The 13,086-nt window shown below is 57.2% G+C and carries 11 protein-coding genes; 4 read left to right on the top strand and 7 right to left on the bottom strand.

Annotation, left to right across the window (positions count from 1 at the left end):
• Positions 1-87: 87 nt before the first annotated feature.
• From DSM3645_RS29190 to DSM3645_RS03470, 3 genes are all read left to right on the top strand, one after another.
• Positions 88-336, top strand: coding sequence for a hypothetical protein (locus DSM3645_RS29190; RefSeq protein ID WP_081444703.1), 249 nt, complete (start codon positions 88-90; stop codon positions 334-336).
• A 250-nt stretch (positions 337-586) separates the two neighbouring features.
• Positions 587-1,873 (top strand): DEAD/DEAH box helicase, encoded by a 1,287-nt coding sequence (locus DSM3645_RS03475; protein WP_002650638.1) that lies wholly within the window; start codon positions 587-589, stop codon positions 1,871-1,873.
• Between the two features lie 220 nt (positions 1,874-2,093).
• A complete protein-coding gene (locus tag DSM3645_RS03470; protein ID WP_040351577.1) occupies positions 2,094-3,317 on the top strand; it encodes a DUF1444 family protein in 1,224 nt (407 codons plus the stop codon).
• Between the two features lie 80 nt (positions 3,318-3,397).
• Here DSM3645_RS03470 and DSM3645_RS03465 read toward each other — a convergent pair whose 3' ends face one another.
• From DSM3645_RS03465 to DSM3645_RS03435, 7 genes are all read right to left on the bottom strand, one after another.
• On the bottom strand, positions 3,398-4,900 hold the full coding sequence (locus DSM3645_RS03465) for an FAD-dependent oxidoreductase (RefSeq protein WP_002650636.1): 1,503 nt from the start codon (positions 4,898-4,900) through the stop codon (positions 3,398-3,400).
• 76 nt (positions 4,901-4,976) lie between these two features.
• On the bottom strand, positions 4,977-5,357 hold the full coding sequence (locus DSM3645_RS03460) for a hypothetical protein (RefSeq protein ID WP_002650635.1): 381 nt from the start codon (positions 5,355-5,357) through the stop codon (positions 4,977-4,979).
• 240 nt (positions 5,358-5,597) lie between these two features.
• Complete coding sequence (locus tag DSM3645_RS03455) at positions 5,598-6,569, bottom strand: DUF1559 domain-containing protein (protein ID WP_002650634.1); 972 nt, start codon at positions 6,567-6,569, stop codon at positions 5,598-5,600.
• 53 nt (positions 6,570-6,622) lie between these two features.
• The gene (locus DSM3645_RS03450) at positions 6,623-8,035 is read right to left on the bottom strand and encodes a FecR domain-containing protein (protein ID WP_002650633.1); all 1,413 of its coding nucleotides are present in this window, start codon (positions 8,033-8,035) and stop codon (positions 6,623-6,625) included.
• Complete coding sequence (locus DSM3645_RS03445; RefSeq protein WP_002650632.1) at positions 8,032-8,616, bottom strand: sigma-70 family RNA polymerase sigma factor; 585 nt, start codon at positions 8,614-8,616, stop codon at positions 8,032-8,034. Before DSM3645_RS03445 ends, DSM3645_RS03450 begins: the two co-directional genes overlap by 4 nt.
• A gap of 262 nt (positions 8,617-8,878) precedes the next feature.
• The gene (locus tag DSM3645_RS03440; protein WP_002650631.1) at positions 8,879-10,291 is read right to left on the bottom strand and encodes a bifunctional folylpolyglutamate synthase/dihydrofolate synthase; all 1,413 of its coding nucleotides are present in this window, start codon (positions 10,289-10,291) and stop codon (positions 8,879-8,881) included.
• 350 nt (positions 10,292-10,641) lie between these two features.
• Positions 10,642-11,667, bottom strand: a complete 1,026-nt coding sequence (locus DSM3645_RS03435; RefSeq protein ID WP_002650630.1) for a DUF1559 domain-containing protein — start codon at positions 11,665-11,667, stop codon at positions 10,642-10,644.
• A gap of 443 nt (positions 11,668-12,110) precedes the next feature.
• On the opposite strand from DSM3645_RS03435, the gene DSM3645_RS03430 reads away from it, so the two are divergent.
• Positions 12,111-13,055, top strand: a complete 945-nt coding sequence (locus DSM3645_RS03430; protein WP_002650629.1) for an ABC transporter ATP-binding protein — start codon at positions 12,111-12,113, stop codon at positions 13,053-13,055.
• Positions 13,056-13,086: the final 31 nt, after the last annotated feature.

The raw sequence follows: 13,086 nt of genomic DNA, 5'->3' as shown, positions 1-13,086 counted from the left end.
TTGAAACTTCGAATTGCTCCCCCTACCTAGCGCCCAAGGAGCAGTTCACTACAGAAGATGGGCGCTACCACTTGAGGAGCCACGGAGATGGCAACCAAGAAGAAAGCTGCACCGAAGAAGGCCGCCAAAAAGGTCGCCAAGAAGTCACCGAAAAAAGCGCCCGCCAAAAAGGTCGCCAAGAAAGCGGTGAAGAAGTCGCCCAAGAAGGCTCCGGCCAAAAAGGTCGTCAAAAAGTCGCCGAAGAAGGCCGCCACGAAAAAGGTCGCCAAAAAGTCGCCGAAGAAAGCCGCCAAAAAGAAGGCGAAAGCTCCGGCTACCCCGGCGACCCCTAGCTAACGCTGCGGCGGCGAGCCGCCTAGCCGATTAGCTGATTCCCACCCGGGAATTGCCCGTTACGACGAGACAGGCCGGGCCGCTATCCCGCGATTTGCGAGATAACGGCTCGGCCTATTTTTTTGCGCTTCAACGACTTAGGCCCCCATGGGCCGAATTTTGCCGATTGTCGCTAGCGGCTTACTCGATTATCTTAGAGGGCTTATATTTCTAGCACGCAGCCCTTGACTGAATAGAGCTTCCCTTGTCCCAGATGGCTGATATCAACTACGCCGACATGGCTCTGTCGGTGGAAATGAAGGCCGCGCTCGAAGCGGCTCGCTATATTCAACCCTCGCCGATTCAGGCCGCAATCATTCCTTTGGCTCTCGAGGGAAGAGATGTGCTGGGTCAGGCTCGCACCGGCACCGGAAAGACCGCCGCGTTCGGCATTCCGATTATCGAACGACTTGAGCACGGCCCCAATTCTCGCAACCCCCAAGCGTTGATCCTGACGCCGACCCGCGAGTTAGCCGTTCAAGTTCGTGACGAAATCGCCAAGCTGACCCACGGGCAACGGATCAACGTGGTCGCCGTCTACGGCGGCAAACCGCTCCGTTCGCAAATGGAAAAGCTGAAGCGGGCTCCCCACATTGTGGTCGGCACTCCCGGCCGCGTGATCGACCTGATGACCCGCCGGGCGCTTCAGTTGGAGATGCTGCGGACCGTCGTCCTGGACGAAGCGGACCGGATGCTCGACATCGGCTTTCGCCCTGATATCGAAAAAATCTTGCGTCGCTGCCCCGAAGAACGCCAAACGTTGTTGTTGAGCGCCACGGTGCCGCCGACGATCGAAAAGCTGGCCCAGCGCTATATGCGCAACCCCGAGAAGGTCGACTTTTCGCCGACCAATATCTCGGCCGAGACGATCGAGCAGCGCTACTTTACCGTCGACCACTCGAAGAAGTTCGACATGCTGGTCGAACTGCTCAAACGCGAACAGCCGCAAAAGGCGATCGTCTTTTGCCGGACCAAGCGAGGGACCGAACGGATCACGCAACGGTTGTCGAAAAAGACCAAGCTGGTCCATTGCATCCACGGCGACATGCAGCAAGGCGCTCGCAACCGGGCATTGTCCGATTTCAAAGCCAGCAAATTTCGGGTGCTGGTCGCGACCGACGTCGTTGGCCGCGGTATTGATATCTCGGACGTGTCGCACATCATCAACTACGACATTCCCGAATTCTCGGACGATTACGTCCACCGCGTCGGCCGCACCGGCCGCATGGGCAAAGAAGGTATCGCGTACACCTTTGTCACGCCGGAAGAGGGGAATGAGCTGACGCGGATCGAAGTTCGGATCGACAAGCTGCTGATCCGCGACGAGTTGCCTGGCTTCGCTCCGTATGAGCGAACCGATGTCGACACCGGGCCTGGTCCGGCGGCGACGGCGATTGGTCCCGATGGCCAAAAAGAAGTCGGCATGGTGACTGAAGAACCGAAAGCGGAACCTCCCAAAAGCCTGAAAAGCCGCGCCAAGCGATACCGCAAAGCGTTGTAGCCAAATAGACGTACGCCGCTTATTGACCTTCTAGCGGCGTTCAGCGAGCCTCCAACCGAGGACGCTGCGGAAAAAGTTCGCGGCGTCCCACGCGGTCTTCCCTGTGACGTAGCAGCCAGGTTTCTTGCAAACGGCCGCGCCAAAGCCCAAACTACGATGACATCGGGATGAACAGGCAAGCGCAGGAGCGCGGCTTGACCTTGGCGCAGGAGCTTTCGGCATGGGTATGTTTGACTTTTTGTTTGGTCCCTCCAAGCAGGAACGTTTCGCCCAATTGCTGATCGATCGGATTCGTCTGGCGGGCGAAACCAAAGAAATCCTCTTCCATAAAGAAGAGTTCCAGCTTCGCTTTTATGAGGATGGCGACGAGGCCGGCGTCGCCAACCTGAACAATCTGTACGCCGAATACTGCAGCATCGCCAAAGCCGATCGGGACGAGTTCCTCTCGCAAGCGACCCGGGCGCTCCTCTCGTATCGCAAAGAAGTCCCCGAAGATTTTGAAGACGCGCGGCATGACGTTCGCCCGGTCGTCCGGAGCCGCGCCTATTTCGAGATGCTCCGGCTCGAGCAGTACTTTCGCGGCGGCCCTCCGCTGGAACTTCCCTACGTCGATATCGGCCGACATCTGCTAGCAGCGCCGGTCTTTGATCTGCCAGAATCGATCCGCGCGATTGATCAAGAGCTGCTCGATACGTGGGGGGTCTCGCTCTATGAATTGATGGAGATCGCCAAACAGAACTTGGAAGACTCGGAGTTTGTGGTCGGCGTGGTCGGCGAAAAGCTGTACGCATTGGCGAGCGGCGATAGTTATGACGCCGCTCGGATGCTGCTGATCGACCATATTTTGGAATTCAAGCTGGAAGGAGATCCGGTCGCGGTCGCACCCAATCGCGATTCGCTGATTGTCGTCGGCAGCGACGACAACGAGGGGCTGGCGATGATGCTCGATCTGATCGAGCAATCGAGCGCCGACCCGCGCCCGATCAGCGCGATTCCGGTTCGGTTGTTCGACGGCGAGTGGGAAACCTGGCTCCCTAATCGTGCGCATCCGCTCTATCCCCGCTTTCGCGAATTCGAGGTGCAATCCCTGCTCGGCGAGTATGAAGAGCAGAAAGCGATGCTGGAAGGAGTCTTCGAGGAAGAAGGAATCGACCTCTTCGTCGCGACCTACACCGCGATTAAGCGGAACGAGTCGAACGAGATCCTCACTTACAGCGTCTGGACGCGTGATGTCGCGTCGCTGTTGCCCAAGACCGACTATGTGCTGTTCGGCGACCCCGGACGCCTAGGAACGGTCGCCTCGGCTTCGTGGGACAAGATGGAGTCGATCGTCGGCGATTTGCTGGAAGATCTAGGGACCTACCCGCCGCGGTTCCGCGTGACCGAGTTCCCCAGCGACGAGCAGTTGGAGAAGCTGGGACATGACCAGCGGATCAGCGCCTAACGCGCTGCCGCCGATGCTTCGACCTTCACTCGACAACCAGTTTTCTGCCGAATGAAGGCCGTTCACAAATCAAGCGACCGTTACGAGGCCACGGTCTTAGTCTGGGCGAACTTTTGAACTTCATTCCAGGCCAACTCGTGCGGCATCACCCCTTTTTGGATCGAGACGGCCGAGGTCAAACCGGCCGCTTCTCCCATCGGCACCGCGTTGCCGGTGACGCGATAGCTGGAATGAGCGAGAAAGTCGCCGCTGATGCAGCGTCCGGCCATCATCAGCCCATCGACATCGGCGGCGACTAAGGCCGGCAACGGGATGTCGTACTTTTTGACGCCGGCCGCTTGATATCGCTTCACGTCTGGCGGATTGGATCCGTCCGGAAAGACGTTGTGAACGTCGAACCCAAACCGGGTGCTGCAAACCGCTTCCTTATGCCGCATTCCCGAGATCAAGTCGTCCGCCGTGATGTAGTAGCGCCCCCGAATCCGTCTCCCCTCGCGCACTCCGATCTGCTCGGCCGTCGCGACGACGGCGAGATCTTGCCAGGGGCTCCCCAATTTCCGCAATCCTTGCACGATCGCATGCACTTCCGCTCTGGATCGGATCGTCGCCTCCGTGATGGCGCCGGCGTCGAACGCCGACACGCCATATTCGTGATTGGTCATCAGCGAATAGATTCCGCTATGCAGGTGACGCAAGGTCGGCGCGCGATACGAGGGATCGATGCCGGCCTCTTTCATAAACTTGTAGAATCGCGATTTCGCTTCGGCGCCGTTCTCGCGAATAAACTCAGACACTTCCGCCGTATTCAAGCCTGTCAGCAGGGCCATCATCGACATCGGCTGACATTCGCAATTGCGGTCGTATCCGACGTCAAACTGACAACCGACTTGCGCCGCGAGATCGCCGTCGCCGCTGCAGTCGACGTAACGCTTCGCGACCCACGCTTGGCGGCCCGACTTTGACTCGGTAATAATCGCGACGATTCGCTTCTGCTCGTCGGTGACCGTCCCGACCAAGCGCGTGTGCAGCTGAATGCGAACGCCGGCTTGGACGCACATTTCTTCTAACACCAGCTTCATAAGTTCGGGATCATAGACGGCGCCGCTCGTCGATTTGGCGACATCGCCGCCGCGCAGCTGCATCGCGGTCAACACTTCTTGCATGACGCCGGTCTTGTCCCCGCCGCCGATGATCTTGGTCAACAAGCCTGCGGTCCAGACGCCTCCCAAGCAGCCGGCGACTTCAATCAATTGCACGCTGGCTCCGGCCCGCGCTGCGGCCAGCGCTGCGCCAATGCCGGCGGGTCCGCCGCCGCAAACCAACACGTCGCTATGACCGGCGATGGGTATGGCGCGCTCGCGTTCGACCACGGCGGCCCGACTTTCGATCAGTTCGCCCTGCGTGCGCAATACTTCTCCATGCAGCAAGTCCGGCTTTTTCAGAACACCGTCCAGCGCGGCCGAACTTTCGGCGCCCAGCGCTTCGCCGAGCAGCAACGTTTGCGCTCCGACTATCGCGCCGACGGCCGATGCTTGAAAGAAGGCGCGTCGACCTGGGTTGATCTGAGACTTGTTTGGATTCATCGGTGACTTTCTGATACGAGTAAAGCAAGGCCTGGCGTTGCAGAAGCGAATGATCGCCATTGGTCTGCGCGTTGCGTTATTTTGATTGAAGATCGAAGTCGATCACGTTCGCTTTGTCTTCGACAACGGCAGTTAAGACGGTTTGATCGTGATATTTTTTCGGCAGCATTTCTTTTCGCATGACCTTGCCATGTTCGTCTTCAATACGCGTACGGATCGTGACAACGGTCTCGCCTAACGAAACTCCGCTTCGCTCCAAGGTATACTTCATCGAGTACTTACCGGCCTGATCGGTCGAGCCATACGATGGCCGGCCGGTCTTTGGTTGAAACTGCACGGTAGCGCCATCGAGCGGCTCGCCGTCCAGCATGACCGCCCCCGTGACCGTCGCCAGATCGGGTCCCTGCTGTTGCTGGCAACCGATTAGGCATGGCGACAGAAAGGCTGCAATCAGCATCCAAGGCGGTGGGAAGAACCGTGAATTGAAGTCCTGCGTCATGAAGCACCGTATCGTCTAAATGGGGAATAAAGAGAAGTTGAACCGCATTTCGCATCTGTGGACAACCTTCACAGGCAAGACTCTTTCGGCCCGCAGGAGCTTTATGCAAGTTGGTGAAAAACGAGCCTGCGTTGGTCGCGACTAGAGGGCGGTCACCCAGAGCGAGCATACGAAACCAAGCGGCTCACACTTTACTGCCTAAAAATCACCAAGAACCTGCCCGTCATTGCGAGCTAACAAGCGTTCGTAAGCGCTATCGACTCCACTTGTATTGCTGGAGCCGTTGGTGACGAAATCAATCGTTTCGGCGATGAGCCGAACCGAGCCATCCATGAAGACAAATTGGGCGCCTCCGGGATGCAAACTGCTATAGCTCTCGCAGAGCTCATTGGAGACGGGATTCGCGTGATTGATCGACGCTCGGCCGCCTGAATAGAGATCTTCGGCGGCGTTGCCCCCTTTGCCTTTGGTCGCGCCGGCCCAGGCGCCCGCCTCGTAGAACAGGTCTCCCCGTTTCCAGGCCGCTTCCCCGACTGCAATGGTGTTGGACGTGCCGTCGGTGACGTCGCGCATTCGAATAGAGCCGACCGAACCGCTCGCCGGTCCTCCCAAGGGCTGAAAGACGCCGGTTTGCTTATCTGGATTCGCGGCGGAGATCGACAATGCTCCAGCGCAATGTCCGTAGCTCGCTTTGTAGTTCGACAGGGCCCACTCCGAATACTTCCGTCCGTCGCCGATGGTCGGCCCCGTGTCAGAAGGACAGCGGTAAGCGTCGAGCGGAGTCATCGCGACCGGGCTGATCACGTCCTCTAACAACTGTCCCTGACCAATACCGGATTGGTCATAGAGCGCCGATTGTTCGATGAACGGCAGCAAAAAAGCGCCCCAGCCCCAACATTCGACGTTCGAGTCGGATGTCGCTCCGCCCCAATCGGGATCGTTTTCTTGCACGACATGCCCAGGCGGCAGCGCTCGATGAACATCATGATAGTTGTGTATCGCTAGGCCGATCTGCTTCAGATTGTTCGAGCAACTCATCCGTCGCGCCGCTTCGCGCGCTTGTTGCACCGCCGGCAGCAGCAATGCGATCAGTACGCCGATGATCGCGATAACCACCAATAGTTCGACAAGCGTGAACGCTCTTCGGTTGGGGCCGCTGGCGTTAGTCATATGGCAAGCTCCTTCGATAAGCACATTAGAATGAAGAGAAAGATGAATTGATTTCAATCGTCAAGCTGCATCTTGGGGACGACGACGATCCCATACATCGAACCGGCCATTTCGGTAGCCCGGTCAAATTGGTCTGATTTTTCTCCGTTGGCCCCCAACTGGACGATCGGACCAGCGATCTCCTTCCGTTTCCAGATATTCACCGGCACATCGACGGAGTTTCCGGCGCCGGTTCCGAGCCAACGCTTGCCGACATGATCCAAAGCGGGCGCATGTTTCTCGCCGCGGCGATGCGCATCGCCGATATCAATTCCAAGCTTCCAGCCGGTGTCGACAAAATCGGCCGAGAGCCAGTCAGGAATTAGGTATCTCTGATCCACCAAGACATAGACATCGGCCGGTCGCGACAACGTCAAAGTGATCTGGATGTCTTTCCGATTTTTATCGTCGTTAAAGGTGCGAATGTAGTCGGCCCCAATCAACTCTGGGGGAATTCCTGATTCGCCCAATCCGTTCCATTCATGATTTCGATCCGAGTAGACTTTCGCCTCCTCCCCAAATCCGCCGGGAACGACAACGTAAAACTTGGCGTCCGAATCGCTGGATACGTTGTCCGCGACAGATGCGATTAGTGAGTTATCGTTTCGCGAGACGGTCGACCAATCTGTCGGTGACGCCGAGCTCCAGACGGTTGAGATTCGCTCATCTCCGCCTGACTTGCGGTATCGTTGCGCTTGTCCCGAGACAAGCACTTCGCGTGCTGACTTCGGCAGTTGGTGGCTCGCAATATCGACGACTCCGTCAAACACCAAGACGTCGGTCTCGCCGAGAGCGTTCGCGCTAACGCCGAATACCGTCCCCAGATCGATAACGTCGACCGCTTCGGTCAAAACGGTAAAGCCTTTGCCTAGCTCCCCGACGTCGACATAGACCTGGCCTGCGTGCAGTCGAACCAATTTGGGAGTTAGCAGTTCCAAATCCGCCCCTTTCGCCAAGGAAACCCGGACGCCGTTGCGAAAGACGACCGAGCTCTCATTTTCGGTCGCGACAATTCGCTCGCCTGACCGTAGTTCGCGGTCCGTGGACGTTTGGTAGCCGGTCCAAGCGATCGGCGTCGACTTCGCTGTGGGAAAGAGGAGCCAGCAAGCGGCGATGGCGCAGATCGCACAGCACACGGCCAACAGGGCGACCGGCTTGCGCCGCCGCGATAGGCTGCGGTCTGCTGCGGCGCTGCGTTCGACAGGTTGCCCAACTTCGGCCAACGCATCAGACAGCGAAACGTGCAGTTCGGCCAACTGCATGTAGGTGTTGCGCAACGTTTCGCTCTCGCCAAGTTGCGATTGGAATCGCTCGAATTCTTGATCCGAGATCTCCCCTTCCAGCAGCTTGCCGACCAATCGCTCGAATTCGCGATCGGAGAAGTCGTCTTCCCACGAGCCGTAATGAGCGTTTCGAACACGAATCATTGTTTCACTCCCGACTTCATGCACTGCAACAAAGCGGCTCGCGCGCGACTTAATAGCATTCCGACGGCAGTCCGCGATCGATCTGAATTCTCCGCGATAAATTCGATCGAGCGCGCTTGATGATAACGAAGCTCGATGACCTCTCGTTGCCGCGCCGTAAGTCGATGCAAACAGGATCGGAGACGGTTCGACATGTCATCCGTCAAAATCGCTTCGGAGGTTCCGGCCTGTTCTGATAGCTGATCGACCAAGTCCTGACGAAAAACGAGCCGACTGCGGTCCGACGCTTTGAGCGCGGCCAACGACTGATAGTAGGCGATGCGCAAAGCCCACGATCGAAAGTTGGTCCCCGGCGTAAATTCGTCCCGCTTCTTCCAAATCACCAAGCTGGTCTCTTGAACGACATCACGCACCAAGTGCGAATCTCTTACCAAGGAGGCGACGAAGCTAAACAAAACTCGCTGGATCGAATCCAATTCCTTGCGAAACCATTCGTCCCTCTCGACGAATGAGTCGCGTCGGCCAGGGGTCCCATTCGTCACTCTCACCTCTGCGGCCATGTCATCCGTCTTGCGATTCATAGGGTGCTCGAAAAATCGACGGCGATTGCGGAAACGAAACCAGTCCTACCAACCCGTTCTTGTCCCTAGCGGCGCCGACATCAAGCAATTGACGCAATCGCCCAGACATAACGCGAAAAAAACGAGAATCGCCCTTTTTCGTCCTTTTTTTATTCCCGCCGCTTGAAACGAAAAGAAATGCGGGCCCAAAAGGCAAAACCCTCTTATCTTCGAGGGGAGATATAGACTACAGCGCCCCGCCGATTGGATCGCGACGCGTACTTTAGGACGCGGCTGGAGGCGAAAGCTCGCGAAAGAACCGCCGAAACTCGCCCGCAATAAAGAACGACCCGGCCACGCACAGCAAATCGTTTTCGTCCGATGCGGCGATTGCGGCGGCGAACGCTTGCTGCGGATCCTCGACAATGTGGCGGATCACCGTGCGGCGACCGGTGGGCAGTTTGACCGCCAACGCTTCGAGTTCCGCCGGCTCGACCGCGCGGGGATTGGTCGCATAGCGGGTAAACCAGATCTCATCAAAATGCGGGAGCAGCAACTTCAGAATCTCGCGATGCTCTTTGTCGCTGGAGAGAGCCAGCACGAGTCGCCGGCGGTTCACCGGCAGTTCGTTCAGCACATCCAGCAGTGCGGTGATCGAAGCGTCGTTGTGGGCCGCGTCGACATAGATGACCGGCGAGTCGGCCAAACGTTCAATTCGGCCCGGCAATTCAGCGTCCGAGACGCCGCGACGAATCGCCGCTTCGCTGACGGTAAAGCCGTACGACTGCAGCGATTTGGCGACCATCACCGCCAGCGCCGCGTTGCGCATCTGATGCTTGCCCGCCATGCGGCACATGAGTCCGGTCAGCGTTTCGCTTTTCTCTCCCTGTCGCCAAGTCAGATCAAACGTCCGCTCGCCATGCGACTGGACGACGAAGTCGCGTCCGACTTCAATCAGTTGGGCCGCGTGTTGGGCGGCGATCTGCTCGATCACGGCGGTCGGATCTGGTTGGTCGACGCCGGAGATAATCGGCGTTTCGGTCTTGATGACGCCGGCCTTCTCGGCGGCGATCTCGGCCAGCGTGTCACCTAACAGCGCCATGTGATCGCGACTGATGGTGGTGATGACAGAGACCAGCGGACGGCAAATGTTGGTCGAATCAAGTCGCCCGCCGAGTCCGACTTCCAGGATGGCCGCGTCGACCCCTTTGCGGACGAAGTGCATCAGCGCCATCGCGGTGGTGATCTCGAAATAGGTCGGACCATCCCCGTCTCGTTCGGCGTCAATCTGCAACACGACCGGCGCGATATCGTGAATCAGCTGCGTCACTTCGTCGGCCGAACAAGCGATTCGATTGATCGCGAACCGCTCTTCTAGTCGCTCGAGATGAGGAGAACTGAACAGCCCGACCTGATACCCGTCCGCTTCGAGAATGGCGCTGAGCGTGGTCGCGGTTGAGCCCTTACCTTTGGTTCCGGCAATATGGACGATCTTCAGTTGGTCGACCAGATTTCCCAGCAGTTGGTCCAACCGACGCATTCGCGCCAGATGAAACTGGGGGGAACGATACGGGATAACCGCCGCTCGCTCGTAATTGATCCGACCTAGTAGAAAATCGATCGCCTCGTCGTACGAGCGAATCTCAGGAGTCGCCAGTTCGACGCTCGGGGGCGATGCTTCAGGTTTTCCGTCCATTTGCTTGAGTTTACTACCCTGACCAGCAGATGTCGTTGGGAGAAGACCACGGAAGCGGGGGCCAAGAAATAAAAAAAGCCGGCTTGGCTGCGGGAGGCCTAAACCGGCGAGGATCTCAGCGGAGTTCTGTCGGAGAGTGCGGAGAGACGCTACTTCGGGAAGAGTTCACGTCTTGGATTCTGAGAGGTTGTTAAAGCACAACCCGTGCCAAAACCGTCTTAATAATCACAAAAATCGCTGTATCTCATTACAGGACAATAGGTTAATGCGATATTTCGTCCGCTTTTGTCGCTGGATCGATTGTAATAGTTGCAGATCTGTAGCGGCAAGCTTTGTAATCGTTGCATTCCCTACAAGCTGCTGCGGTCGATCACTTCGTTTCCCGCTCGGGTTGAGATAGCGCGCCAGGCATTCAGGTCCACCGTTTCGGAAACGCGCGAGACCGAGCCATCCATGAAAGAAACATTGACGATGCCGGGGTGGAAGCTGCGTGCCGTGACTGCCGCAACGGTCGGAGCATCGGAGGCAGAAGTGACGTACTTCTCTCGATTATTCGTAAAATCGATGGCCAGACCTCTCCCATTGGCATCTTTGAACAAGGTATTGGGGGGGAAGAACGTGGTGAATCCGCTGTGATGGACATGACCGTCGACCCATTCCGTATGCCCAGAATCACGACTAATGCTTCCCACAAGTCCCTCCATGTACGATTGCACCGTCGCGCTAGACTGCAGTGATTTGTCGCTATAGGTGGAGGTATCGCGATCATAAAGCGTAAATGCGCGGGCCTCGCTAAAGGCCAGCGTGTTGCTGGTTCCGTCGATAATGGCCGCCATATTTGTGCATTTTTCAGCCGTAAATCCTCCCTCGCCGCCGTTGGCGCCATCCCAAACCACCCAGCGCCCCTGATTGACGACATAGTTCAGCGGGTAATGCTCGGGATTTCCGCTCCCATCCGAGCGAGTCTGATCTTTGATTTCCGATGGACAAAGGAGCGCGTCGACTCGCAGCGCCGGCAAAATGCGGCTATCCGAGCCAAATCGGATCGAATCATGGGTGCCCATGATGTACTCGCCGTAGGGGACGTGAAACTCGATCGCATTCTGTAATGCGATCTGTTCGATAAACGGCAAGAGTCGAGCCTGGATTGACCAGCCGCCCGAGTTTTCTCGAGTCATCGGAAAACGGAGAAAGGTATCGTGGTAATTATGGGAAGCCAAAGTGAGCTGCTTCATGTTATTGGAGCAAGACATCCGCCGCGCCGCTTCTCGGGCCTGCTGCACCGCAGGCAACAACAAGGCGATCAAAACCCCGATAATGGCGATCACCACCAGCAATTCAACGAGCGTAAATCCATGAGTTTCCGACCTCTTCATTCCAGTTCCCCGCGCAATTCATCCAAAGGCTATTGAAGCTGAGACTTTATATCAAAATTGAGCAGCAATTATGATTCCGCTTCATTCAGGGGTCAACCAGACTGGATCCCCCCCGTACGTCGGAGTGAGAGAAACAGGGTATTCCGCATAAGCTGCAAGAGTAGGCAAACCGGGATAAATCAAAGAAGATCGGATGAAACCTCCGTTCCGTAGAACTTCGTTTCCTTGCGATACGCCCCGCTGGCATCTATAGTCAACCTTTTACGCCATCGTCCTTTATCCTCCCCTGACACGGGGTAAAAAAATGGACGCGGCTCGGCGAACGATTGCCCATGGATGTGCGTAGATGATGGGTAGAGCTAGCTCTTCTATTGCTTGCACGCGGCGTCATTCATTTCCTTACTTATCCTTCTCGCTACTTATTTGGCAGGTTTAGCTCCTCTATGGCGACGACCGAGACCATGGATTCAGCGGCGGAAACGCCGTCGGCATCCAATGAAATCGTTATTGAAACTCGTAATCTCACCAAGGTTTACCGCGATTTCTGGGGACGCCAAAAAGTCCGCGCCTTAAAGGCGCTCGACTTAGAGGTGCGCCGCGGAGAAATCTTCGGCCTGCTGGGACCCAACGGTTCCGGTAAATCGACCACGATGAAGCTGCTGTTGGGACTTCTCTTCCCGACCAGCGGTCAGGCGCTCGTCTTTGGCGAAGATCCGTCGAAGGTCAGCATCAAGGAACGAATCGGCTATCTGCCGGAAGAATCGTACTTGTACCGCTTCTTAAGCGCCCGCGAAACGCTCGAATTTTATGGCCGCTTGTTCGACATGCCGGCTTCGGTTCGCCGCGAGCGCATCGACAAGCTGATTGAGATGGTCGGCCTGAAATGGGCCGAGCGACGCCAGTTGAAGGAATACTCCAAGGGGATGACGCGCCGCATCGGCTTAGCCCAGGCGTTGATCAACGACCCCGAACTGATCTTCCTGGACGAACCCACCACCGGTCTTGATCCCCTCGGTATCCGCGAGATGAAAGACTTGATCTTGCGTCTGCGGGACGAAGGCAAGACGGTGTTGGTGACCAGTCACCAATTGGCCGACCTGCAAGACGTCGCCGACCGGATCGCGATTTTGCATCAAGGTGAGCTGAAAGAAATGGGGCGTGTGGACGCTCTGTTGAAAGTGCGCGATGAAACGCAAATTCGCGCTCGCGGGCTGTCGGACGCCGCCAAAGAAGAGATTCGCCAGGTGATTCAACGTCACGAGGCCGAATTGATCGACATCGAGAATCCGACCACCACCCTGGAAGAATTGTTCCTCAGCATCGTGCGCGACAGCGAGGCCCGACCGGGTCGCCGTGCTCGCGTCGACCGAGACGATTCGGCCGACTAATTCTGGATCTGCGTCGGACGCCGCTACCGGG

The organism is Blastopirellula marina DSM 3645 (genome assembly GCF_000153105.1).
Taxonomy (GTDB): Bacteria; Planctomycetota; Planctomycetia; order Pirellulales; family Pirellulaceae; genus Blastopirellula; species Blastopirellula marina.
This window is presented reverse-complemented; position numbering and strand designations above follow the sequence as displayed.

Coding starts and splice junctions, on each gene's coding strand:
- DSM3645_RS03445 (WP_002650632.1), bottom strand. CDS start 8,616: ATGAATCGCAAGACGGATGACATGGCCGCAGAGGTGAGAGTGACGAAT.
- DSM3645_RS03475 (WP_002650638.1), top strand. CDS start 587: ATGGCTGATATCAACTACGCCGACATGGCTCTGTCGGTGGAAATGAAG.
- DSM3645_RS03460 (WP_002650635.1), bottom strand. CDS start 5,357: ATGCTGATTGCAGCCTTTCTGTCGCCATGCCTAATCGGTTGCCAGCAA.
- DSM3645_RS03450 (WP_002650633.1), bottom strand. CDS start 8,035: ATGATTCGTGTTCGAAACGCTCATTACGGCTCGTGGGAAGACGACTTC.
- DSM3645_RS03435 (WP_002650630.1), bottom strand. CDS start 11,667: ATGAAGAGGTCGGAAACTCATGGATTTACGCTCGTTGAATTGCTGGTG.
- DSM3645_RS03440 (WP_002650631.1), bottom strand. CDS start 10,291: ATGGACGGAAAACCTGAAGCATCGCCCCCGAGCGTCGAACTGGCGACT.
- DSM3645_RS03455 (WP_002650634.1), bottom strand. CDS start 6,569: ATGACTAACGCCAGCGGCCCCAACCGAAGAGCGTTCACGCTTGTCGAA.
- DSM3645_RS03465 (WP_002650636.1), bottom strand. CDS start 4,900: ATGAATCCAAACAAGTCTCAGATCAACCCAGGTCGACGCGCCTTCTTT.
- DSM3645_RS03470 (WP_040351577.1), top strand. CDS start 2,094: ATGGGTATGTTTGACTTTTTGTTTGGTCCCTCCAAGCAGGAACGTTTC.
- DSM3645_RS29190 (WP_081444703.1), top strand. CDS start 88: ATGGCAACCAAGAAGAAAGCTGCACCGAAGAAGGCCGCCAAAAAGGTC.
- DSM3645_RS03430 (WP_002650629.1), top strand. CDS start 12,111: ATGGCGACGACCGAGACCATGGATTCAGCGGCGGAAACGCCGTCGGCA.